This is a genomic window from Bacillus sp. SRL543, assembly GCF_984799205.1.
Map to the genome: position 1 here is coordinate 1,760,850 of NZ_OZ481794.1, position 23,571 is coordinate 1,784,420.

Annotated in this window: 24 protein-coding genes; 17 read left to right on the top strand and 7 right to left on the bottom strand. The window is 46.2% G+C overall.

The window, feature by feature from the left end; all coding sequences use genetic code 11:
• The first annotated feature begins 271 nt into the window (after window positions 1-271).
• Window positions 272-1,231 carry an NAD(P)H-dependent flavin oxidoreductase gene (locus AC4E8B_RS08945; protein ID WP_490218315.1) on the top strand — a complete coding sequence of 320 codons (960 nt, stop codon included), beginning with the start codon at window positions 272-274 and terminating at the stop codon, window positions 1,229-1,231.
• A 69-nt stretch (window positions 1,232-1,300) separates the two neighbouring features.
• Entirely contained in the window at window positions 1,301-1,573 is a 273-nt protein-coding gene (locus AC4E8B_RS08950) for a UPF0223 family protein (protein ID WP_490218317.1), read from the top strand.
• A 64-nt stretch (window positions 1,574-1,637) separates the two neighbouring features.
• On the opposite strand, the gene AC4E8B_RS08955 is transcribed toward AC4E8B_RS08950, so the two are convergent.
• On the bottom strand, window positions 1,638-2,258 hold the full coding sequence (locus AC4E8B_RS08955; RefSeq protein WP_490218318.1) for a YktB family protein: 621 nt from the start codon (window positions 2,256-2,258) through the stop codon (window positions 1,638-1,640).
• A 189-nt stretch (window positions 2,259-2,447) separates the two neighbouring features.
• On the opposite strand from AC4E8B_RS08955, the gene AC4E8B_RS08960 reads away from it, so the two are divergent.
• The 3 genes from AC4E8B_RS08960 to AC4E8B_RS08970 all read left to right on the top strand — a co-directional run bounded on the left by AC4E8B_RS08960 (window position 2,448) and on the right by AC4E8B_RS08970 (window position 4,218).
• A complete protein-coding gene (locus tag AC4E8B_RS08960) occupies window positions 2,448-2,642 on the top strand; it encodes a hypothetical protein (RefSeq protein ID WP_490218320.1) in 195 nt (64 codons plus the stop codon).
• A gap of 303 nt (window positions 2,643-2,945) precedes the next feature.
• Window positions 2,946-3,746, top strand: coding sequence for an inositol monophosphatase family protein (locus AC4E8B_RS08965; protein ID WP_490218321.1), 801 nt, complete (start codon window positions 2,946-2,948; stop codon window positions 3,744-3,746).
• On the top strand, window positions 3,733-4,218 hold the full coding sequence (locus AC4E8B_RS08970) for a GNAT family N-acetyltransferase (RefSeq protein ID WP_490218323.1): 486 nt from the start codon (window positions 3,733-3,735) through the stop codon (window positions 4,216-4,218). The genes AC4E8B_RS08965 and AC4E8B_RS08970 overlap by 14 nt, the downstream gene beginning before the upstream one ends.
• Window positions 4,219-4,266: 48 nt before the next feature.
• Here AC4E8B_RS08970 and AC4E8B_RS08975 read toward each other — a convergent pair whose 3' ends face one another.
• Complete coding sequence (locus AC4E8B_RS08975; RefSeq protein WP_490218325.1) at window positions 4,267-4,452, bottom strand: YlaF family protein; 186 nt, start codon at window positions 4,450-4,452, stop codon at window positions 4,267-4,269.
• Between the two features lie 264 nt (window positions 4,453-4,716).
• Between AC4E8B_RS08975 and typA the strand changes: the two genes are divergently transcribed.
• From typA to AC4E8B_RS08990, 3 genes are read left to right on the top strand one after another with little or no spacing between them, the layout of a single operon-like run.
• Window positions 4,717-6,555: a translational GTPase TypA gene (gene typA / locus AC4E8B_RS08980; protein ID WP_490218327.1), complete on the top strand. Its 1,839-nt coding sequence runs from the start codon at window positions 4,717-4,719 to the stop codon at window positions 6,553-6,555.
• A 23-nt stretch (window positions 6,556-6,578) separates the two neighbouring features.
• Entirely contained in the window at window positions 6,579-6,890 is a 312-nt protein-coding gene (locus tag AC4E8B_RS08985; RefSeq protein ID WP_490218329.1) for a YlaH-like family protein, read from the top strand.
• 24 nt (window positions 6,891-6,914) lie between these two features.
• On the top strand, window positions 6,915-7,202 hold the full coding sequence (locus tag AC4E8B_RS08990) for a hypothetical protein (RefSeq protein ID WP_490219586.1): 288 nt from the start codon (window positions 6,915-6,917) through the stop codon (window positions 7,200-7,202).
• A gap of 113 nt (window positions 7,203-7,315) precedes the next feature.
• On the opposite strand, the gene AC4E8B_RS08995 is transcribed toward AC4E8B_RS08990, so the two are convergent.
• Together AC4E8B_RS08995 and AC4E8B_RS09000 are read right to left on the bottom strand one after the other, a co-directional pair.
• The gene (locus AC4E8B_RS08995) at window positions 7,316-7,759 is read right to left on the bottom strand and encodes a hypothetical protein (RefSeq protein ID WP_490218330.1); all 444 of its coding nucleotides are present in this window, start codon (window positions 7,757-7,759) and stop codon (window positions 7,316-7,318) included.
• Window positions 7,753-7,953: a YlaI family protein gene (locus AC4E8B_RS09000; RefSeq protein ID WP_009791115.1), complete on the bottom strand. Its 201-nt coding sequence runs from the start codon at window positions 7,951-7,953 to the stop codon at window positions 7,753-7,755. The genes AC4E8B_RS08995 and AC4E8B_RS09000 overlap by 7 nt, the downstream gene beginning before the upstream one ends.
• Before the next feature lie 256 nt (window positions 7,954-8,209).
• Here AC4E8B_RS09000 and AC4E8B_RS09005 point away from each other — a divergent pair, with 256 nt between their 5' ends.
• The gene (locus AC4E8B_RS09005) at window positions 8,210-8,665 is read left to right on the top strand and encodes a pyridoxamine 5'-phosphate oxidase family protein (RefSeq protein WP_490218332.1); all 456 of its coding nucleotides are present in this window, start codon (window positions 8,210-8,212) and stop codon (window positions 8,663-8,665) included.
• A 38-nt stretch (window positions 8,666-8,703) separates the two neighbouring features.
• Here AC4E8B_RS09005 and AC4E8B_RS09010 read toward each other — a convergent pair whose 3' ends face one another.
• Complete coding sequence (locus AC4E8B_RS09010; protein WP_490218334.1) at window positions 8,704-9,291, bottom strand: YhcN/YlaJ family sporulation lipoprotein; 588 nt, start codon at window positions 9,289-9,291, stop codon at window positions 8,704-8,706.
• Between the two features lie 257 nt (window positions 9,292-9,548).
• On the opposite strand from AC4E8B_RS09010, the gene AC4E8B_RS09015 reads away from it, so the two are divergent.
• Window positions 9,549-10,877, top strand: coding sequence for a PhoH family protein (locus tag AC4E8B_RS09015; RefSeq protein WP_490218336.1), 1,329 nt, complete (start codon window positions 9,549-9,551; stop codon window positions 10,875-10,877).
• A 327-nt stretch (window positions 10,878-11,204) separates the two neighbouring features.
• On the opposite strand, the gene AC4E8B_RS09020 is transcribed toward AC4E8B_RS09015, so the two are convergent.
• Window positions 11,205-11,702: a peptidyl-prolyl cis-trans isomerase gene (locus tag AC4E8B_RS09020; RefSeq protein WP_490218337.1), complete on the bottom strand. Its 498-nt coding sequence runs from the start codon at window positions 11,700-11,702 to the stop codon at window positions 11,205-11,207.
• A gap of 210 nt (window positions 11,703-11,912) precedes the next feature.
• On the opposite strand from AC4E8B_RS09020, the gene AC4E8B_RS09025 reads away from it, so the two are divergent.
• The 3 genes from AC4E8B_RS09025 (at window position 11,913) to pyc (ending at window position 17,290) form a co-directional block, all read left to right on the top strand.
• On the top strand, window positions 11,913-12,194 hold the full coding sequence (locus AC4E8B_RS09025; protein ID WP_094768883.1) for an Fpa/YlaN family protein: 282 nt from the start codon (window positions 11,913-11,915) through the stop codon (window positions 12,192-12,194).
• 222 nt (window positions 12,195-12,416) lie between these two features.
• Window positions 12,417-13,625 (top strand): FtsW/RodA/SpoVE family cell cycle protein, encoded by a 1,209-nt coding sequence (locus tag AC4E8B_RS09030; RefSeq protein ID WP_490218339.1) that lies wholly within the window; start codon window positions 12,417-12,419, stop codon window positions 13,623-13,625.
• Window positions 13,626-13,849: 224 nt separating this feature from the next.
• A complete protein-coding gene (gene pyc / locus AC4E8B_RS09035; protein WP_490218341.1) occupies window positions 13,850-17,290 on the top strand; it encodes a pyruvate carboxylase in 3,441 nt (1,146 codons plus the stop codon).
• Window positions 17,291-17,409: 119 nt separating this feature from the next.
• On the opposite strand, the gene AC4E8B_RS09040 is transcribed toward pyc, so the two are convergent.
• A complete protein-coding gene (locus tag AC4E8B_RS09040) occupies window positions 17,410-18,387 on the bottom strand; it encodes a COX15/CtaA family protein (RefSeq protein WP_490218342.1) in 978 nt (325 codons plus the stop codon).
• A gap of 534 nt (window positions 18,388-18,921) precedes the next feature.
• On the opposite strand from AC4E8B_RS09040, the gene cyoE reads away from it, so the two are divergent.
• From cyoE to AC4E8B_RS09060, 4 genes are all read left to right on the top strand, one after another.
• Window positions 18,922-19,860 (top strand): heme o synthase, encoded by a 939-nt coding sequence (gene cyoE / locus AC4E8B_RS09045; protein WP_490218344.1) that lies wholly within the window; start codon window positions 18,922-18,924, stop codon window positions 19,858-19,860.
• A gap of 110 nt (window positions 19,861-19,970) precedes the next feature.
• Window positions 19,971-21,038, top strand: a complete 1,068-nt coding sequence (gene coxB, locus AC4E8B_RS09050; protein ID WP_490218346.1) for a cytochrome c oxidase subunit II — start codon at window positions 19,971-19,973, stop codon at window positions 21,036-21,038.
• A gap of 25 nt (window positions 21,039-21,063) precedes the next feature.
• Window positions 21,064-22,941, top strand: a complete 1,878-nt coding sequence (gene ctaD, locus AC4E8B_RS09055) for a cytochrome c oxidase subunit I (protein ID WP_490218347.1) — start codon at window positions 21,064-21,066, stop codon at window positions 22,939-22,941.
• Window positions 22,941-23,570 carry a cytochrome (ubi)quinol oxidase subunit III gene (locus AC4E8B_RS09060; protein ID WP_009791129.1) on the top strand — a complete coding sequence of 210 codons (630 nt, stop codon included), beginning with the start codon at window positions 22,941-22,943 and terminating at the stop codon, window positions 23,568-23,570. Before ctaD ends, AC4E8B_RS09060 begins: the two co-directional genes overlap by 1 nt.
• Window position 23,571 lies beyond the last annotated feature (1 nt).

Genomic DNA, 23,571 nt, shown 5'->3' on the forward strand with positions numbered 1-23,571 from the left:
CTCTTTAATCAATGTCGTTAATATACTTATAAAACAAATGAATTATAGCATTAAAGCATATGGATGCAAAGTGATTCTAGCCGGCATTAGCAGGCAAATTTGCAGAGCAGCTGAACATCTGCCTTTTCTGTAGCATTCGATGAAATCCTGCTGACTATTCGCCGGCCGCCCAAACAGCCGGTCTCCAGTTTCCTGGCTGTTAAAAAAGGTATTTTCATCAGCTGTCCAGAAGTATATGCAGTAGAATCCAGAAGGAAAAGGAGAGACGAAGATGAGATGGCAGACTAGAGTAACGGAATTATTGGATATACAGTACCCGATCATCCAGGGAGGCCTCGCCCATCTTGCGTATTCCGAGCTTGCCGGTGCGGTTTCCAATGCAGGCGGCCTGGGCCAGATAACGGCCATGTCGCTGCCTTCGCCGGAGGAGCTCAAGAAGGAGATCAGAAAAGTTAAGAAAATGACGGAAAAGCCTTTCGGCGTCAATTTTGCCATCGGGCAGCACGGCAGGCCATTCGAGGAGTTCCTGGAAGCAGCGCTTCAGGAGGGGGTACCGGTCATTTCCATGACGGGCGGGAATCCGGCTCCGATTTTTGAGATGCTGAAGGGGACGGATGTCAGGAAACTTGTGCTTGTGGCGGCAAGAAGGCAGGCTGTTAAAGCAGAGGAACTTGGCGCGGATGCAGTAATGGTTGTCGGCCAGGAGGGGGGAGGGCATCTTGGCAGGACAGATACCGGGACGATGGTGCTCGTTCCCCAGGTTGCGGATGCTGTGTCGATTCCTGTGATCGCCTCTGGCGGGATCGGCGACGGAAGGGGCTTGATGGCCGCCCTGAGCCTGGGTGCGGAAGGAATTGAAATGGGCACAAGATTCGTGGCTACTGAAGAGTGTGTGCATGCTTCAAAGCTGTATAAAGAAAGGCTGGTCGGGGGATCTGAAAACGATACACTCGTCATTAAACGATCGCTTGGAGCACCGGCGAGGGTCATAGCCAATACATGGGCGGAAAAAATATTGGAAATTGAAAAGAACAATGGCAGTTATGAAGATCTGAAGGATTACATAAGCGGACTGGCAAACAAGCGCTATATTCATGAGGGCTCAGAAAACGAAGGTTTTGCCTGGGCGGGGCAGGTGATGGGCTTGATCAGGGATATTCCTTCAGCGGGAAAGCTCATAGGCAGGATCATTGAAGAAGCGGAAGATATCCGCCGCTCATGGGCAGAATAGGCCGTGAATTGCAAAATTTTCTTTGTCTGGTTAAAATCAGCTAAGAAGCTTGAAGAGGAGTGAACATCTTTGGAATATCAGTATCCAATCGACCCGGACTGGTCGACAGAAGAAATTGTAGACGTGATAAAGTTCTTTGAGAGTGTTGAAGCCGCTTATGAAAAAGGGGTCGACAGGGAGATCCTTATGGAATCCTACCGCCGCTTTAAAGAAATTGTACCAGGCAAGGCACAGGAAAAGACAGTCTGCAGCGAATTTGAAGATACAAGCGGGTATTCGCCATACCGTTCTGTCAAAGCTGCCAAAGAGGCAAAAGCCGGAGACAGGGTAAAAATGAAATAAGAAAAAGAACCTGCATCGGCCTGATGCAGGTTCTTTTTGGGTTAATGGGCTGCTGGCCCTGTGTTTATGCCATTTTGTATAGGGGTAATAGATTTTTAAATACAGAATCAGCTTTCTGCAGGAATTCCTCAGCGCTAAGCTTGACGGCTTCTTCACGCGGTATGTTGACACCGCAAAGGATTTCCGCCTTTTTAACGTTTTCCAGGCGGTCGAACATTCCCTCAAGTTCTTCCTTGTCCAGGGAACTGTGAGAAACGGCGCCAGGCTTTGTGTGATCTCCTGACCATACATAACTGCCGGGGATGCTGCTGTAGATTTGGCTTAAATTTTTCTTTAAAGCGGCACCGAATTCCCCTTTGTTGGGTGCTTCGTAAATGGTTGCAAACCAAATGAACACATGGCTTTCCCACAATCCGATCTGGAAGTGCGGGAGCATTTTATATCCCCTTGGATTGGCCGCAAAGGCAACCCAGGTATCATTTGGCGGGTTGATGGTCCTTCTTGCATGCTTGGCAACATGGGGATGAATTTCATCGCCTGTAAGGGCGGATAAGCCGGGTGCGAAATAGCTGCCCAGCTCCTCGAGTTTTGGACGGATATTCTCTTTTAAGCTATCCATCCTATTGTCTAAACCATCTATTTTAAACACATCGAAGTCTGCATGAGCAAAGCCGCTGAACGACATATGTATAACCTCCCTGCTGAATTTGGCAACATTGTAGCACAGCGGCGGAAAAAGAGGAAATGAACAGCTTCTGCCAGCTTCTTTACAAATGGGTATCAGCACAATTTTGTTGCAACTGCTTTGAAGCCCTCATAATATAATGTTAAGAAATCTGAAAATTCAACCAAAATTGGAAGGGGTGCAAGATTCATGAAACAATTGATGAATACTGTAAAGAAAAAAGCAGGTGAAAAGGAAAGGACAGCCGTACTGAGACTAGAAATGGATTATGAATTGGCGACGCTTTTCGAAGCAATGGGCGATAGCAATGAGGCTGTGAAAAAACAATCCAAGCAAAAGCTCGAAAGGATACGGGAGGAGCTAGTAAGGCTGAAAGCGCTGTAAAGGATACAGAATCTCACTATCACTGTTTTATGCAATTATATAAAAAAGGTTCATTAAAAGGAGAAAAAATGTCAGAATGGTCAACTGAAAACATCTATAGAAAATAAAAGCGGGCTCCCGGAACACAGATGGAGTCCGTTTATTATTTTTCCGGAAGGGAAAAAAGATGATATTGCTTAATAGTTGATGAGGGGGGACGCTATGCTTGAGAAGTTCCTGCATTTCCGATAATCTTATCATTAATTACGGCCGAGTCCCCCAGGGGTTGGCAGCTGGAGCCCGGCCTTTACGGAGGAAAAAGAAATGACGAACTGGGATCAAATTGATGAAAAAGCAAAGAAATGGGTAAAAGAAGCGGGGAAGCGGATCAAGGACTCTTTCGATAAAACGCTCACTATTGAAACGAAATCCAACCGCAACGACCTTGTAACAGATATCGACCAGGCGACCGAGCAGTTTTTTATCAGAAAAATCAACGAAACCTATCCTGGACACCGCATTTTTGGCGAAGAAGGCTTTGGCGACAAAATAGAGGATATGGATGGGACAGTCTGGATCATCGATCCAATTGATGGGACAATGAATTTTGTCCACCAGCAAAGGAATTTTGCCATTTCAATCGGGATTTATGAAGATGGGATCGGAAAAATCGGCCTTATTTATGATGTTGTCCATGATGAACTTTATCATGCTTTCCGGGGAAAAGGTGCGTATTTGGATGATGTGGAAATACCAAGGCTTAAAGAAACAAGCGTCCAGGATGCGATCATTGGATTGAATGCCACGTGGGTCACTGAAAACAAACGGATTGACCCCAGCCTTCTCGCTCCGCTTGTCAGGGACGTCAGAGGAACCCGTTCCTATGGTTCGGCCGCCATTGAAATGGCCTATGTTGCTACCGGCCGCATTGATGCCTATATTTCGCTGAGGCTGGCCCCATGGGACTTTGCTGGAGGGAATGTCCTTATAACTGAATTGGGAGGCAAGGCGACTACCCTGAAAGGGGAAGATTTGAACCTGTTAGAGCAGAGCTCTGTTTTCATTAGCAAACCGGGCCTGCACGAAAAAATCCTCAAGGACTACCTGCAGGATGGGCACTGGTAAGTTAGCCTCAAGAGGCCTTTCAGAGGGAGACTTAGCTTATTTTCAATATCTGGCTGACCACTCCGGCAATTGGCTGGTGCATGAAGCAAAGAAAAAAGACGTTCAGGAATATATAGAGGATTATTCGGGAGTTGAGGGTGAATGGAGGGTATGGGAGAAGGACGGAGAAAGGGCCGGTGTCTCTTTCCACGTGCCAAAGGCCCCTTCTAACCAGAAGCCCTGGATCGGAACTGTCCTCATAGACCCGGAAAGAAGGAGGACAGGCCTTGGCCGCGGGATCCTCTCAGCTCTCGGGGAAGAATTGGCTGCAGAAAATAAAGCGGTATTTGCCGCTCTTCCTGCAAGTGAATACGGGTGGATGGAGTTTCTTTCAAAGAGCGGCTTTGAGCAATATAAATACGAAAAAGACGAAGAAGGCAAAGAGTACCTCCTTTTCCTGAAGCCTCTCCAGCCAGGAACAGAAGCAAGCTGAAAAGAAGCCGGTCCATAAGGGGCCGGCTTCTTTTCGCTATTATTAACACTATAATAATCCGTTTTCTCGCATTTTCTTCTTTGTTTTGAATCCGAAGCCCATAACAAGTACAAGGGCTGCAATACACGCAACGGCACCGGGCACGCTTTTCTCGGCAATTGATATGCCTACCCCCATAATGCAGGCTGCTGCTGCCACGGCAAAAAATAATAAAGGCCATTTAATGCTTTTCAAAAATATCCACCTCCCAAAGTTTAACCGGAACCAGGCACCCGAAGATACAGCCCAGATCATATGCAGGCCCATGCCTAAAGCATTGAAAATGTATATGAAGGACAGTCTTTAGGTATAGTGTATATATGTGTTCTTAACTTTAAAATATATTTTACACAAAAAACTTTTAGTTTACCACTGCCATTATGGTATAATGTTTTAGTTGTGATTGTTTATAAAGCTTTAAAATAAATTAGCTTAGAATATAGCTAGGAGTGAATTTTTTTGAAAATTAGAGAAGATCTTCGCAATATCGCGATAATTGCCCACGTTGACCACGGGAAAACGACACTTGTTGACCAGCTGCTGAAACAGTCAGGAACTTTCCGGACTAATGAACATGTGGAAGAACGTGCGATGGATTCCAATGACCTTGAAAGAGAGCGCGGAATTACCATCCTGGCTAAAAATACAGCCGTCCAGTACAAAGATACAAGGATCAATATCCTCGATACACCGGGCCACGCTGACTTTGGCGGCGAGGTTGAGCGTATCATGAAAATGGTTGACGGTGTTCTGCTTGTTGTCGACGCCTATGAAGGCTGTATGCCGCAGACGCGCTTTGTATTGAAAAAAGCTCTTGAACAGAACCTGACGCCAATCGTTGTTGTCAACAAAATCGACCGTGACTTTGCACGTCCTGCAGAAGTCATCGATGAAGTCATTGATCTGTTCATCGAGCTTGATGCCAATGAAGAACAGCTTGAATTCCCTGTCATTTATGCATCTGCCATTAATGGAACAGCAAGCACTGATCCTGAAAAACAGGATGAAAACATGCAGTCCCTTTATGAAGCGATTGTTGACCATATCCCTGCACCAGTGGATAACAGTGAAGACCATCTGCAATTCCAGGTTGCCCTTCTTGACTATAACGACTATGTAGGAAGAATCGGGATTGGCCGTGTATTCCGCGGAACCATGCAGGTCGGCCAGCAGGTCGCACTCATGAAGCTTGACGGAAGCGTAAAACAATTCCGTGTAAGCAAAATATTTGGCTTCTTCGGACTGAAGCGCCAGGAAATCCAGGAAGCGAAGGCAGGGGACCTGATCGCCGTTTCCGGAATGGAAGATATCAATGTTGGCGAAACCGTTACACCTGTGGAGCATCAGGAAGCCCTTCCTGTCCTCCGCATCGACGAGCCTACACTGCAGATGACATTCCTTGTCAATAACAGTCCATTTGCAGGAAGAGAAGGTAAATTCGTGACATCACGCAAAATTGAAGAAAGGCTTCGCGCCCAGCTTCAAACGGATGTCAGCCTTCGCGTTGAGAACACAGATTCACCGGATGCGTGGGTCGTTTCAGGACGCGGTGAGCTTCACCTTTCCATCCTGATTGAAAATATGAGGCGTGAAGGCTATGAGCTGCAAGTATCAAAGCCTGAGGTCATTGTAAAAGTAATCGATGGCGTCAGATGCGAGCCTGTTGAGCGCGTTCAGATCGATGTTCCTGAAGAGCATACTGGTTCTATCATGGAATCGATCGGTGCCCGTAAAGGCGAAATGCTTGATATGATCAATAACGGCAGCGGCCAGGTCCGTCTGATCTTTAACGTTCCAGCACGCGGACTGATCGGCTATACAACTGAATTCCTGACGCTTACCCGCGGATATGGAATCATCAACCATTCATTTGACAGCTACCAGCCAATGGCACAGGGGCAGGTCGGCGGAAGGCGCCAGGGTGTGCTCGTTTCCATGGAAAGCGGAAAAGCGTCCACTTACGGCATCATGCAGGTTGAAGACAGAGGGATCATCTTCCTGGAAGCCGGAACAGAAATCTATGAAGGCATGATTGTTGGAGAGCACACACGTGAGAATGACATCACTGTCAATATCACGAAAGTAAAACAGGCTACCAATATCCGCTCTGCCAACAAAGACCAGACGGCTACAATGAAGAAGCCGCGCATCATGACGCTCGAAGAAGCGCTTGAGTACCTGAATGATGATGAATATTGCGAAGTGACTCCGGAGTCCATCCGCCTGCGCAAGAAAATCCTGGATAAGAACGAACGTGAACGGATCGCTAAAAAGAAGAAATACGCTGAAACGAACTAAGGCTTTATAAGGAGGAGAGCAATATGAATGTTGCTGAACGCCTGTCTTTTTTCGCTGCGTTATATAAAGTGGACGAGAATCCCGAGTCGGGTATGTGGCTGCTCTATATAACCATCATTCTTTTATGTGTACTCGTATTCAAGCTCGGTTTCGCCAAAAAGCTCCCGCTGGCAAAGTCAGCTTTGATCTATTTGTTTTTGGTCCTGGGCTGTACGGTCCTTACCTTTTTGGGAGTCTTTCTCCCAATCGGGGAGGGGCTTGTGGTTGCCGCCCTTATCCTGATCATTTATAAAATCAGGCTGCATCAGCAGAAAAAACAGGAAGCAGGCATCTAGCAGCCGGGAAGGCGGGTCATTATGATGAAATCTACGCAGGATTCAATCTATAATTGGCTTACGATCAAGGTTGTGTGTGACGCGCGGCCGGAGGATACTGCAGCTGCAGATACGGAAGAAATGTTCAAAGCGATTCTGACTGAGGACTTGAAGCTTTCAGGAATTGAAGCTGTAAAGGAAGCAGATTTTTACACTGTCTATTTTACGGATAAAGCTGAAAGAAAAAGCTTCCGTTTTCCGTCTGAGCTGATCGATGTCATGCTGGACCAAATCAATGAAGAGCCGGAGAAATATCCGAACTTTCCTGTATAAGAAGGCTCTGTTATTGTTCTATGTTAATTTTAGATTCTTTCGAGTACAGCTAAAATGAACCTGAAATCAACAGTAATGCTTAACACTGCCTATAAAAAAAACCCGCTTTCCCATCAGGGCAAGCGGGTTTTTCTTATTCCGAGCCAGGAAAAGCCGGCAAGAGCAATGCTGTACAGGATATGGCCCGCAGTCCACACGCTGAAAGCCTTCATATCAGCCGGAGGCGGTACCTGCTGCTCTGCCAGAAGGGAGAGCGGGAAATAGAGCAGGAGGGCAGGGAAAGTGATGGCAAGCGACCATTTTAAGCATCTCCGCAGTGTCGGGCTTTCCCCGGACTGCAAAATAAACAGCAGGCTGAAGCTTAACAGAAGCGAAAATAGGAGATGGAAAAAGAATTCAGATGCTTCGTTCCAGGGGAAATTTCCAAGCACGGGAATAAAGTCGATATTTAGAAGCAGCACATACACCTTCATGCCGGTCAGTTTTTCAGCAGCTTTCAGGAATAACCCCAATATAATGCCTGCTCCTGCCCCGGAGGCAAGAGCGGTTTTTACCATTCCTCTTCTTCCGTGCGGCTCCGGTAAAGCTTGAAATTGCCTGTGGCAGCCCTTTGGTTGGTTTTTTCTGTTATTCTTTCTTCGCACGGCTTGCACATATACGTGTGGATTGGGCGGTTCCGCAGGCGTTTTGCCTGAAAAGATTCATTTTCAATGGATTCTATTTTATCGCAAAGCACACATTTAACTCTCATGACGACACCCCGATTTATTTAGTAGTTGAAGGATTATTATTAAAAGATGTAACGCTGGGCCTTAGCGGCCGGCTGGAGTGGCGGATCGTTATCCTCTCCAATGGCAGCCTGTTAAGGCATGGTGCTTATCTATATTATAGTACAGTTTGGCAAGAGTTTCGAATGTAGTTTACGCTGCACTCTTCCCTATAAGAGAAGGGGTTCTTGAAAGTTGGGGGAAGTCATACTATTATAGGACTATGAGGAGGGGAAAGTAATGGCAAATCAAGTGGAGCCGAGGCTGCTCAAGCCCTTATTCGACGAGCTTCAGCAGGAGCGGTTTGTTACTCTCGCAACAGTCGACCATGAAACAGGCGGCCCGAATGTAAATGCTATATCATGGGTCCTGGCAAAGGATGAAGAAACGATTCGCTTTGCTATTGACAGCAGATCCAGGATCATTGAAAATATCAAGAAAAACAAACACGCTGTCATCAATATCATTGCCAACGAATCTACTTACTCCATCCAGGGAGAAGCGGCAGTGAAGCTGGAGAGATTGGAAGCTGTACCCCTCAAGCTGGCACTTGCAGAATTGAAGATCAAAGAAGTAAGGGATGTTATGTTTTACGGATCTAAGATGACAGCTGATCCCAAATATGACAAAACCTATGACAAAAAAGCAGCAGAGAGGCTCGATCAGCAGGTAATGGAAGCCATGAAAAAAGCTTAGTCGCCGGACTAAGCTTTTTTTTGTGCAGAGAATACATTTTAATTTTTATGATAATTAGATTGCTTTTGCTGCTTATCTTCAAGCTCAGAACGTTCGTCTGCATTAAGTTTATTCTTTGGCTCCTCGGTCGGAGTCTTTGGCTGAGGGTCTGTGATATCCCCAGGGATTTCCGGCATGATCCTTCCCGTAATATCTGCCAGTTCGTTCAGTATCCCCTGGATCGGACGGCCGTTTTGTATATCCTGGCCTACTTCCCTGATCCTGGCATTCAAGTCCGGGTCTGCTACGACAAGCGCCCTTGCACCATGAGGGTCATTGCGCAGGCTTTCTGTTACAGAATATTTAATAGAACCCACTTCAGATCTGTCTATGTCTTTATCTACATCAATTCCTACAATGGCATAACCGGCGAAAACCACAGCGGCCGCATCTTTGACATTTGGCACCCTTGTCGCCAGATCAACAAGATGCCTTGAGATTTCCTGCTCCGATCCCCTGCTGTCATTCGTTATGGTGCTGTTTTTTACATTCACCAGATTCCGGCTGCTGTCATCTGCTGATTGGCTGTTTGCTGCACAGCCTGCCAGCATTGAAACAGCGGCTATATATCCAAGCCATTTTTTCAATATAAGCACCTCCATTGATTCTTTTTCCAGGTGGTTTCCAGGTCCTGCAGAGCCACATGCCCGGAAAGTTCTTAGTAAGGATTATTCTGCAAAAAATCGTCTAACTTTATGCAGGAAAACATATAGTTTACCAAGGCTTGTTTCTTAAAGCTTATGATTGCTTCTTCAAGCCAGGCAGAAGACAGGCCGCAGACAGCGAAATATAAGCCTTATGAAGGAACATTCATTTTGACCTACAAGGAGCAGGAGGCATCAGATTGACGAAAATATACGTATTGGATACCAATGTCCTGCTGCAGGACCCGCATTCTATCTTTTCCTTTGAAGACAATGAAGTAGTTATCCCGGCAGTTGTCCTTGAAGAGGTTGACTCTAAGAAACGGTATATGGACGAGGTCGGAAGAAATGCAAGGCAGGTTTCAAGGCTGATCGACAGCCTGAGGGAAACCGGCAAGCTGCATGAAAGGATACAGCTTGAAAATGGCGGGGGGCTTAGAATTGAGCTGAATCACCGGTCCTTTCATGAACTGCAGGAAATATTCATTGAAAAAACAAATGACAACCGGATCCTAGCAGTCGCAAGGAATCTCTCACTGGAAGAAGATACTAAGGAAAACGGCCGCCCGGTCATACTTGTCAGCAAAGATGCTTTAGTGAGGGTGAAGGCGGATGCAATCGGGCTTCAGACAGAGGACTTCCTGAGTGACAGGGTGGTTGAAAATGACCATATTTATACGGGGTTTCTTGAGGTCTATGTAAGCGTCGATCTCCTGGGCAGATTTTATGAAAAAGGAGAGGTCCCGCTTGCTGATATTGCCAATCATCCTTTTTACCCCAACCAGTTCATCATCATGAAAGATGCCCTTGGCTCATCTTCTTCTGCCATAGGCATAGTAGACCAGGCAGGGAAAAAAGCCAGGAAGCTTGTGTTTGACGGAGATCATATCTGGGGGATCCGCCCGCGCAACGTCCAGCAGACGATGGCCGCTGAACTCCTTCTCCGCAAAGATGTGCCGCTGGTGACGCTGGTTGGGAAAGCGGGAACTGGAAAGACGCTGCTCGCGCTTGCAGCAGGCCTGATGCAGACCGAGGATTTTGGGGAATATAAAAAGCTGCTGGTGGCGAGGCCCATTGTTCCTGTAGGCAAGGATATCGGCTATCTTCCAGGGGAGAAAGAGGAGAAATTAAGGCCGTGGATGCAGCCGATCTACGATAACTTGGAATATCTTTTCAATGCCAAGAAGCCGGGCGAGCTTGATGCCATCCTTGCCGGGATGGGGTCCATTGAAGTCGAAGCGCTCACATATATCAGGGGAAGAAGCGTCCCGGATCAGTATATCATCATTGATGAAGCCCAAAACCTGACCAAGCATGAAGTAAAGACCATTCTTACACGGGTTGGAGAGGGAAGCAAGATTGTCCTGATGGGAGATCCGGAACAGATCGATCACCCCTATCTTGATGCCTTCAATAATGGACTTACTTATGTGGTGGAAAGATTCAAGGACCAAAAGATCTCAGGCCATGCAAAACTCATTAAAGGGGAAAGATCCGGCCTGGCCCAACTGGCGGCAGATCTATTGTAAGGGGCATATCTCGGGCAAGACAAACTTAAACAATGCATAGCAGCAGAATGGTCTTTAATTTGCTGGGTATCAGTTTAGGGCTCCCTAAAAGGGAGACTTAAGCCGCTGTATCAGGAAAAGAAAATAGAGGTACCGGCCAGTCGAACTGGAGCCATCATGTGGGGGATCAGGAGAAATAGTGGTCAACCCAGAAGAACCGCGGCCATTGAATTTAAAAAAAGAATAGCGGAGCCGCATGAAAACAATTCCCTTAACACAGCAGAATATTAAGCATATGCCCATAATTAAAGAGGGCGGAGCATACCGGCTCCCCCTCCTGCTTTATATTCAGCGGACGATGAATTGCTTTATGTGCTTTATAGGATTGTCCTTATTGCTTCCGTCTCCATAATAGACGTGAACAGGTCCGTCCTCTTTCAGCGGCTTGCCTTTCACAGAGTAGCCAAGAATCAGATCCCTGGCGGTTTCCAGCGGCATTTCCACCTCGCCATCGCCGGCAGAGATGACAAAGGAAGATGCATCTACCTCAGGTTCGGCATTTTCAAGAAAAGGCTTTAAAGGAATGCCGAATGTCCCGTTCAGCACTTTTTCCTTCTCGAATTTCTTTTCGGTTTTCAGTGTCGGAGGATGGACAGCACCCTCCATGATTTCCCTGTCCCAATGCTTTGAGACCGATTTCGTATACTCTTCGAGCTCATCCTTTTTGATGGCATCAGCATGAAAGAATTCCGTCAGGTCCACCCTTCGGTCATCAAAAATCCATACACCGGGATCCAGCGTGATCTCAAATTTTACTTTTCCTTTTATCAATATGATATTGTCCATAGCTAGCTACCTCCTGTATGTACCTTCTTAAATTATACCTATTTTTGTCTGTGAAAGAAACTGTGGGAACCTCAAACAGAAGCCCCTCTCGGCGGGGGTGATGGCATTTATCTCCGCATGCGCAGCTTTCCCCTTATATGTCTTGCATTTTTGCCTTCTTAAGTATAAAATTTATAGATAGATAATCGCTCGGAAACGGGGGGATCCATGTTGGCGTCAGAACTGATAGTCGATCATCAAGAAAAAGCCAACGCCTTGCTTAAGGCGGACGCTGATAAAATATTAAAGCTTATTAAAGTGCAGATGGATAATCTGACAATGCCCCAGTGCCCTCTGTATGAGGAAGTGCTTGATACGCAGATGTTCGGTTTATCCCGTGAAATAGATTTTGCCGTCCGGCTCGGGCTCATTGAGGAAAAGACAGGCAAAGCCATCCTGGGAGAGCTTGAAAAAGAACTTTCCATCCTGCATGAAGCTTCATTAAGAAAATAAATGTAAAAAACTCAAACTTTCATTTACACAAAGGTTTGAGTTTTTTTGTACATGCATTGGTAAAGAGAAGGAAGCACACATATTTTTAATTAGTATGACATAATTGTTATATTTGACGAATTAATATGTTACATTAAAATTAACTTTTCTTTACTTCAATGCAGGAATCTCCTTTCTATAGTAGAATAGGTAATACAACGCAGAAGATGAGGAAGAGGTCGGATGTTCAAAAAAATATTAAAATCATACGATTACACATTGATTGCTGTCGTCGTAATGCTGGCATTATTCGGGCTGATCATGATTTACAGTGCAAGCATGGTAACGGCCGTCCAAAGATACGGGTTCGAAAGCGACCACTTCTATCAAAGACAGAAAATCTATTTAATGGGAGCAGCTTTGGTATTTGTTTTTACAGCGGTGTTTCCTTATAAGGCGCTGATCAGCAATAAGATCCTTGTTCCGATGGTTTTCGGTTCTCTGATCGGCCTTGGCGCACTGTTTATATTCGGCCATGTGGCAGGTAATGCACAAAGCTGGTTCAAACTGGGGCCATTGAGTCTCCAGCCTTCAGAATTTGTAAAGATTTTTGTTATTATTTATTTATCGGCTGTGTATGCAAAGAAACAGAGCTATATTGACCAGTTCAACAAAGGTGTCGTCCCACCTCTGGTATATTTGATCCTGGTCTGCATGCTTGTGGCGGTACAGCCGGATTTTGGGACAGCGGCAATCATATTTCTGATATCTGCAACCATCATCCTGAGTTCCGGAATGAGCTATAAAAACATATTAAAGCTATGCCTGATTGCCTTTATCATTGCACTTCCATTTATCTTGATTATGAATGACAAGCTCTTCTCTGATGTGCAAATGGCCAGGATCCAGGTTCTTCAGGATCCTTTTGCGGATGCGCAGGATAATGGTTACCACCTCGTCAATTCCTTCCTCGCTCTTGGTGCAGGAGGTTTAAAAGGACTTGGTCTCGGGCAGAGCGTGCAGAAGCTGGGCTATCTGCCGGAACCGCACACAGATTTCATCATGGCTGTCATAGCAGAGGAGCTGGGGGCATTCGGCGTTTGTTTCGTTTTGCTTGCACTTGGGTATATCGTTCTGAGGGGCCTGTACATAGGAATGAAATGCAAGGACCCTTTTGGGAGCCTGCTCGCCATCGGCATTGCGGGAATGATTGGCATCCAGTCTTTCATCAACCTGGGAGGGATCTCGGGCATCATACCTTTAACAGGTGTTCCGCTTCCATTTGTCAGCTATGGAGGGTCTTCACTTCTCCAGCTGTCAATTTCAATGGGGATCCTTGTAAACGTATCAATGTTTGTAAACTATGAATCTAAATATAAAGATAGAGCCAGCGAAAAACATGCTGAACAAAACCAGAAAGTTTCCGGGGGAGCCTATTTTTATAAAAAATAAGCGCAGGGGACGTGTTTTCCCTGTGTTTTTTTACACATTCCAGCTTAATGCAGGAACGCTTTAAAGCTGCGGGCACTTATATCAGGGCTGCAGGCTTTGGCCGCTTTGCCGCAAAACCACTGCCGCAAGCGGCCGAAGTCTTTACATATAGCAATACAAATTAGCCAGGCCTTTCTGCAGTTTCCGGAAGGGCATCTAAAAAGACAATAGATGGGGTGGAATTTGTGAGCAGACAAATTAAAAAAGTACTGGTAGCCAATAGAGGGGAAATCGCAATCCGGGTCTTCCGGGCCTGCACCGAGCTGAATATCCGGACAGTGGCGGTTTACTCAAAGGAAGATTCAGGATCCTATCACCGCTACAAAGCGGATGAAGCGTATCTTGTAGGAGAAGGCAAAAAGCCGATTGATGCTTATCTGGATATAGAGGGGATCATCGGGATTGCCAAGGCAAGAAATGTAGATGCGATACATCCCGGCTACGGTTTTTTGTCAGAAAATATTGAATTCGCCAAAAGATGTGAAGAAGAAGGCATCGTTTTTATCGGTCCTACATCCGGGCATCTGGATATGTTTGGAGACAAGGTCAAGGCGAAAGACCAGGCAGTGCGTGCAGAAATACCAGTCATTCCGGGCAGCAACGGGCCAGTGAAAAGTTTGGAAGAAGTCATATTGTTCGGTAAGGACCATGGCTTCCCGATTATCATCAAAGCCTCTCTCGGCGGCGGCGGCAGAGGGATGAGGATCGTCAGAAGCCTTGATGATGTAAAAGAAGCTTATGACAGGGCAAAATCTGAAGCAAAAGCTGCTTTTGGAAACGATGAAGTTTATGTAGAAAAATTCATCGAGAACCCTAAGCATATCGAGGTTCAGATTATAGGCGACAGAAGCGGGAATATCATCCACCTGTTTGAAAGAGACTGTTCAGTGCAGCGGCGCCACCAAAAAGTGGTCGAGGTTGCTCCTTGCGTCTCGATCTCGGAGGATATGCGTGAGAGAATTTGCGGAGCAGCTGTAAGGCTGATGAAGAATGTCGACTATGTCAACGCGGGAACAGTGGAATTCTTGACTTCGGGAGACGAATTTTTCTTCATTGAGGTAAATCCGCGCGTGCAGGTTGAGCACACAATCACTGAAATGGTGACAGGAGTGGATATTGTACAGACGCAGATTCTTGTCGCGCAAGGATTCGAGCTTCACAGCCGGGAGGTAGGGATCCCTTTACAGGAGAATATCAAGATAAATGGCTTTGCGATTCAGTCCCGTGTTACTACCGAAGATCCTTTAAATAATTTTATGCCGGATACAGGAAAACTCATGACTTACCGGTCCGGAGGCGGTTTCGGAGTAAGGCTTGACGCCGGCAATGGCTTCCAGGGTGCTGTCATAACCCCTTATTATGATTCCCTTCTGGTCAAACTGTCTACTTGGGCTCTTACCTTTGAGCAGGCTGCATCCAAAATGGTCAGGAACCTGCAGGAATTCAGGATCCGCGGAATCAAAACAAATATCCCGTTCCTTGAAAATGTCGTGAAGCATGAGAAATTCATTACCGGGGAATATGATACATCATTCATCGACAAATCGCCTGAGCTTTTCTTATTTCCTGTTAGAAAAGACAGGGGCACAAAGATGCTCACCTATATTGGCAATGTGACGGTGAACGGCTTCCCTGGAGTGGAGAAAAAGAAGCGTCCTGTCTTCGAAAAGCCTAGGGTCCCGAAGCTCCGCTATAACCAGCAGTACCAGGACGGGACGAAGCAGATCCTGGACAGCCAGGGCCCAGAAGGGCTTGTAAAGTGGATCAAGGGCCAGGAAAAGGTCCTTCTGACTGACACTACTTTCCGTGATGCCCACCAGTCCCTGCTGGCCACGCGCGTGCGTACGACTGATATCGAGCATATCGCAGAGCCGACGGCAAAGCTTCTGCCGGAAATGTTCTCATATGAAATGTGGGGAGGGGCAACCTTTGATGTTGCATACCGGTTCTTAAAAGAAGATCCTTGGGAAAGGCTTCTCAAGCTGAGGGAAAAAATGCCGAATGTCCTTTTCCAGATGCTTTTGAGGGCTTCCAATGCTGTAGGCTATAAAAACTATCCTGATAATGTGATCAGGGAGTTTGTTCAAAAGTCTGCTTATGCGGGAATCGACGTTTTCCGTATTTTCGACAGCCTGAACTGGGTCAAAGGGATGGAAGTGGCGATAGAGGCTGTGCGTGATACCGGGAAAATAGCAGAAGCAGCCATCTGCTACACCGGCGATATTTCAGACAGCACAAGGACCAAGTATAATCTGGAATATTATAAATCAATGGCGAGGGAGCTTGAAAACCAGGGAGCCCATATTCTGGCAATCAAGGATATGGCAGGACTGCTAAAGCCTAAATCAGCATATGAACTGATTTCCGAGCTGAAAGAAACCGTTGATATCCCAATCCATCTTCACATGCACGATACGAGCGGCAACGGCATAATGACCTATAGCAAGGCTATTGAGGCCGGAGTTGATATTGTGGATGTGGCTTTAAGCACGATGGCCGGCCTGACATCACAGCCAAGCGCCAGCTCCCTGTATTATGCCCTTTCAGGGGAGGAGCGCCAGCCTGATGTGAATGTTGAAGCTTTAGAGCAGCTGTCCCACTATTGGGAGGATGTCCGGAAATATTACCACGATTTTGAGTCCGGAATGAAGTCTCCCCATACTGAGATATATAAGCATGAGATGCCCGGGGGGCAATACAGCAACCTGCAGCAGCAGGCAAAAGGGGTAGGCCTCGGCGAAAAGTGGGACCTGGTTAAAGAAATGTATACCCGGGTCAACCATATGTTCGGAGATATTATAAAAGTCACTCCGTCTTCAAAGGTTGTCGGCGATATGGCTTTGTATATGGTCCAAAATGAATTGACAGAAGAGGATGTCATTACGCGCGGGCACTCGCTCGACTTCCCTGATTCTGTAGTGGAGCTGTTTGAAGGTTCCCTCGGCCAGCCGTATGGCGGCTTCCCGAAAGAGCTTCAGGAGGTCATATTGAAGGGTAAAGAACCGATTACCGTGAGGCCTGGGGAGCTTTTGGAGGACGTGGATTTCGATAAGCTCAAAGAAAAGCTTTTCCACGAGCTTGGAAGGCCGGTTACAAGCTTTGAAGCGATTGCCTATGCGCTCTATCCGAAAGTATTCATGGAATACTGCAGCACTGTCGAACAGTTTGGCGATGTTTCTGTGCTGGATACGCCGACCTATTTATACGGCTTGAGGCTGGGAGAAGAAATAGAGGTCGAAATCGAAACTGGCAAAACACTGATTGTGAAGCTTGTTTCCATTGGCCAGCCCCAGGCGGACGGCACCAGGACTGTGTACTTTGAATTAAACGGACAGCCGCGCGAGGTATCGATCAAGGATGAAAGCATCAAAATTGCTGCATCTGCAAAGCAGAAAGCTGATCCAAAAAATGAGAGCCATATTGCAGCATCCATGCCAGGTACAGTCATTAAGGTGATTGTTGAAAAAGGGGAAAAAGTGGAAAAGGGCGACCATCTGATGATCACAGAAGCGATGAAGATGGAAACGACTGTCCAGGCCCCTTACTCCGGTACGGTCGGTGATATCCATGTTGCAAATGGGGAAGCCATCCAGACTGGAGACCTATTGATTGAGCTTTCGAAATAGAGGAAAATCAGGGCAGAAAGAAAAAACATAGTAAAAGAGGATGGGCAGCCAGTGAGCTGCCCATCCTCTTTTTATGAATACTGCAATCAAGCTATTTTTTTTGAGCATTTCGGCGTTTCTTATTGAACAGGAACAGACCGGTGTGCGCCATTGCTTTCGTTTTCAGGTGCAGGCGGCACGCTTGCAAGTGCTGCGGCGTTTTTCTTGCTCCTTGCAGTAAGAAGGATAAAATAGCTGAAAACACCGAACAGGCAAGAGATGAAGAAAGCGTGTCCAAGTGCAATGAACAAGTTTAGGCGGGAAATAACAACCATCGCTCCAAAAGCAACCTGAAGGGACACAAGGATAAAGGATATAATCCATCCCCAGAACACGACCTTCTGGTGGCGGTAATGCCTTATGGCCAATATGGTGATATAGCCTACCCAAAGAAAAATGATTCCGGCAGCGGCCCTGTGGCCCATTTGGATCCATTCATACATATTCCCAGGCAGCATGATGCTGTCATTCAGGCAGAAAGGCCAGTCACGGCAAACAAGGCTGGCATTTGTATGCCGGACAAGCGCCCCGCTGTACACGACTGCATATGAATAGACACTAATGCCGATAATATGCTTTTGCATCCGTTTATCCAGGACAAGCTTTTCCGCCTGGAATTTTTTGTCCACCTCAAAGATTAGAAGTGTGAGGAGCAGTACTGAAGCAAAAGAAATCAGGGAAATCCCGAAATGAAGGGCCAGTACAAAATCTGATTGGCCCCATTTAACCGCAGCTGCGCCGATAAGTCCCTGCAGGACGAGAAAGAAGAAAGAGACAAGGGCCAGGAATTTTGTTTCCCTAACATGGCCCAGTGCTTTCCAGGACCAGACCGATAGTACAAGGACCAGTATGCCGACGCCGCCGGATACCACCCGGTGCGCCAGTTCAATGATCAGTTCCGGTGTTATATTGCTCGGAATTAATTGTCCGTGGCAGAGCGGCCAGGACCTTCCGCACCCCATCCCTGATTCTGTTTTTGTCACAAGAGCCCCTCCCAGGAGCACCATAAGCATTCCGATCGTTGTCAGCACTGCAAACCATTTAAGCAAACGCTGCAATCATGTCACCTTCTTTTTAATTAATTTCATAAATTGCCATAATAGACTTAATCTGTATAATAATAGGGTATAATAGTTCAGGTGGGCGAGCCAGCGCGGCAGGTATCAGGAAAACGCTGACTGTTCGATACTACACAATTATAGAGGATTTTACAACTCCCCGGCAGCATATTCCGGCTATAATCTATTATTCATTTAAGTCAGTTATACTGAAGGGATATCCCCTTATTGCTTCAATTATATATTATGCTAAAAAAGTAACCCGTTACAATGTTTGTCATCTCCTCGACACAAATTAGTCATAATTAATTCGAAAAAAATTCACAAAAAAAAGCCAAAGTATGATTTAATATACAGAGGCATAGTTATTTTTCTACACAAACTTTTGACATTTTTCATGACATTTGAATAGTAATAACTGCTATTTCCATTAGCATTCCCTCGTTTTCTGTTGCAAATATAGCATCGTATTACTTATAGTAGTTGTAGTGTAGAAAAGCTTTATTTGTGATAAGGGTTAAAGGAGGAGAAGTTATGTCAAACACAAGGGCTTTCAGTGAAGCTGCTTTAGAGAACAGTGAACGAAGCCTTCAAGCCAATATACCGGAGACAACTGCATGGAAGGATTTCCTGGCGCTCATCAAGGTGGGTATAATCAATTCAAACATGATCACTACCTTCACTGGTTTGTGGCTGGCCCTTCATTTTACAGATCAGCATTTTTTCAACAATCTTGATATTGTTTTTTATACACTGGTTGGATCTTCATTGATCATCGCGGGCTCATGTGCATACAACAATTACTATGACCGCGATATTGACCATTTGATGGAAAGGACAAAAGACAGGCCTACAGTTACAGGAAAGGTCAGTCCGGGGAGGGTGGCGCTGCTGAGCATATCCACCATCGCATTGGGCACCCTGCTGCTGCTTCTTGCATCACCCGCAGCGGCTGTAATTGGATTGATAGGCGTCTTTAGCTATGTGGTCCTCTATACAATGTGGACTAAGCGGAAGTATGTTTCCAACACAATCGTCGGAAGCATTTCCGGGGCAGTGCCGCCGCTGATCGGCTGGGCAGCTGTCGATGGAAACCTTGACATGCTGGCATGGGCGCTGTTTCTTGTGATGTTTGCCTGGCAGCCGCCGCATTTCTACGCACTTGCCATGAGGCGTGCAGAGGAGTACAGGGCAGCAGGCATACCGATGCTCCCGGTTGTTAAAGGATTCCGCACTACGAAAAAACACATTTTTGCATGGCTTGCGGTGCTTCTGCCGCTGCCGCTGATGCTAACATCTCTCGGCCTTCCATTCCTGATCCTTGCTTCGGCATTGAATGTCGGCTGGATAGTCCTTGGGATTTATGCCAACAAATTCAAAGATGATATCAAGTGGGCTAAAGCAATGTTCATTTACTCGCTTCAATATCTGACCATTATGTTTGTGGCTATGGTGATCGTTACACTTATTTAACCTTCGTTAGGAGATTCCCTTCCGCGCACTGGCGGGGGAGGGAATTTATCCATATTTTTTTTGATCAAACAACAAAAGAAATTTTTTACGAAAGAGGGGTTTGATTAAGCATGAAAAGGCTTGCAAAATGGCGTCTTGCATCATTGTTTGCGATTTTGACGCTCATTCTTTCCGGGTGCGGCGAACCGTTTTTGTCCACGCTTCAGCCTTCCGGTGAAGTTGCGAAAACGCAATATGACTTAATGCTGCTGAGTACGGCGATTATGGTGGGAGTAATTGTCGTTGTCACGGTGCTTTTCCTGGTTGTTATTTTTAAGTTTCGCCGCAAAGACGAAAGAATTCCAAAACAGGTTGAAGGAAGTCACAAATTAGAAATTATCTGGACTGTTATTCCTATTCTTCTGCTTCTTGTTCTAACCGTTCCTACAGTAGCACAGACCTTCAAGCTTGCTGATGTTTCTCCAATGGAGAAAAAGAACGAAGAAGGAAAAACGGATGCACTGGTTGTCAATGTCCGTGCAAATCTTTACTGGTGGGAATTTGAGTATCCGAACCAGGAGATCATCACTGGGCAGGAGCTTGTCGTTCCTACTGGTGAAAAGGTTTACTTTAATCTGAAGGCATCTGATGTTAAGCATTCATTCTGGGTCCCGGCAGTAGGGGGCAAGATGGATACCAATACTGACAATGTCAATAAGTTTTATCTGAAATTCGATAAAGAGAGCTCAGAAGTAGCAGGAGATCTTTTTTATGGAAAATGTGCGGAGCTTTGCGGACCTTCACATGCCCTTATGGATTTCAAAGTAAAAGCCCTATCCGGCGACGAGTTTGATCAGTGGGTTGAGAATATGCAAAATGCTAAAGAACCTCAGCCGCAGTCAGAAGTTGCCCAGCAGGGTCAGGATCTCTTTAACAACAGCTGTATCGGCTGCCACGCTGTAACTCCGCAGGATGGAAGGCCGGAGCAGGCGAGACAGGCTCCAAACCTTGCCAACTTTGGCGAGCGTGACCGCATTGCCGGTATCCTTGACCACAATGAAGAAGAATTAAAAAACTGGCTGAAGGATCCTGAAGCTTATAAGCCAGGCAACAAAATGACTGGTACATATGGCCAGCTATCAGATGAGCAGCTTAACGCTCTGACAGAATACCTGATGGGCCTTAAAGTTCAGGAGTAATGAGTTAGAAAGGGAGGTAAAACTTGTGAGTACCTATGCTCAGAAGAAAGGATTCGGAGCCACTTTATGGGACTACCTTACAACAGTGGACCATAAGAAGATCGCGATCCTTTATCTAATTGCCGGCGGTTTCTTCTTTATAGTGGGTGGACTTGAAGCCATGTTCATCCGCATTCAGCTGGCAGTTCCAAACAATGATTTCTTAAGTGCCGGCTTGTACAATGAGATATTGACAATGCACGGTACAACCATGATATTCCTGGCAGCAATGCCATTGATCTTTGCTTTTATGAACGCAGTCGTACCTTTGCAGATCGGTGCGCGCGACGTTGCGTTCCCGTTTCTTAACTCACTGGGTTTCTGGCTGTTCTTCTTTGGAGGGATCTTCCTGAACCTATCATGGTTTTTAGACGGAGCTCCTGATGCAGGATGGACGTCTTACGCATCCTTATCGATGGCATCTGAAGGCCATGGGATCGACTTCTATGCACTCGGGCTGCAGATTTCCGGTGCAGGTACCCTTATCGGGGGTATCAACTTCCTTGTAACGATTGTCAATATGCGTGCCCCTGGCATGACATATATGCGTATGCCATTGTTCACTTGGTCTACATTTGTAGTATCTGCACTTATTCTATTTGCGTTCCCTGCCCTGACTGTAGGTCTGTTCTTAATGATCTTTGACCGCATGTTCGGCTCTAATTTCTTTGATGTTGCCAACGGCGGTAACACAGTTATCTGGGAGCATTTATTCTGGATTTTCGGACACCCTGAAGTATATATACTGATTTTGCCTGCTTTCGGGATTTTCTCTGAGATCTTTGCTACTTTCTCAAGAAAAAGGCTGTTCGGATATTCGTCCATGGTATTTGCAACTGTATTGATTGGTTTCCTTGGCTTTATGGTATGGGCCCACCATATGTTTACAACAGGGCTTGGGCCGATTGCCAACGCTATCTTTGCTGTAGCGACAATGGCCATTGCCGTTCCTACAGGAATAAAGATTTTCAACTGGCTCTTTACAATGTGGGGGGGAAGCATCAAATTTACAACACCGATGCTTTATGCAGTAGCCTTCATTCCATCCTTTGTTGCCGGCGGGGTAACAGGGGTAATGAACGCAGCTGCTCCAGCCGATTATCAGTTCCATGACAGCTACTTTGTTGTAGCCCACTTCCACTATGTAATCGTTGGCGGTGTTGTTCTTGGATTATTGGCAGGCCTTCATTTCTACTGGCCGAAAATGTTTGGAACCATGCTGAGCGAGAAGCTTGGAAAAATCACTTTCTGGCTGTTCCTGATCGGTTTCCATCTGACATTCTTTATCCAGCACTTCCTGGGCTTGATGGGTATGCCTCGCCGCGTATTCACATTCCTGCCTGGACAGGGGCTTGAAACAGGAAATATGATCAGTACAATCGGCGCATTCTTCATGGCAGTTGCCGTGCTGATTTTGCTTATTAATATCATCATGACAAGTGTTAAAAATGTTAAAGTCGGGAATGATCCTTGGGGAGATGGACGTACACTTGAGTGGGCGATCCCTTCACCGCCGCCATTCTACAACTTTAAGCAGACGCCGCTTGTCCGCGGTTTGGATGCATACTGGCTTGAAAAGATGGAAGGCAAGAACGCTTTGACGCCTGCAGAGCCGATTGGCGATATCCATATGCCTAATTCCTCTTTCATTCCGTTCATGATTTCTTTTGGATTATTCGTAGCGGCCTTTGGTGCAATGTACCATGGCGACGAAGGCAACAACTGGGGCATTCCGGTCCTGATCCTCGGCATGGCCATTACATTGGGCTCCATGTTCATAAGATCTGTGAAGGATGACCACGGATTCCATATCCATAAAGAAGATTTGCTCAAAGAAGATGATGACAAGGGGGTAAAGGCATAATGCATACAGAAGAAAAAATGACTGTAGAAACATGGCCTGCATCGCCTGAGAAACAAACCCTTGAAGCAAAGAATAAATTTCTCGGCTTCTGGTTCTTCCTTGGCGGAGAGACGGTGCTTTTCGCCTCTCTCTTCGCAACCTATCTAGCCTTAAAAGATAAGGTTCCGGGAACAGAACATGCCCTGGCTAAGGACCTGTTTGAATTGCCGCTCGTTTTTGCAGCTACAATGCTTCTATTGACGAGCTCATTGACGAGCGTTTATGCAATGTACCATATGAAGAACTTCAACTTTAAGAAGATGCAGCTCTGGATGTGGATCACCGTTGCTCTAGGGGCTGCGTTCCTTGGACTGGAAATTTACGAGTTCAATCACTATGTGCATGAATACCACCATACATTCACTAGCAGTGCATTCGGTTCAGCTTTCTATACATTGGTAGGCTTCCACGGAGGCCACGTTGCATTCGGTCTCCTGTGGATCACAACACTGCTGATCCGCAACTCAAGACGGGGATTGAGCCTCTACAACGCTCCAAAATTCTATGTTGCAAGCTTATACTGGCATTTTATTGACGTTGTTTGGGTATTTATCTTTACAGTAGTATACTTAATGGGAATGGTGGGATAAA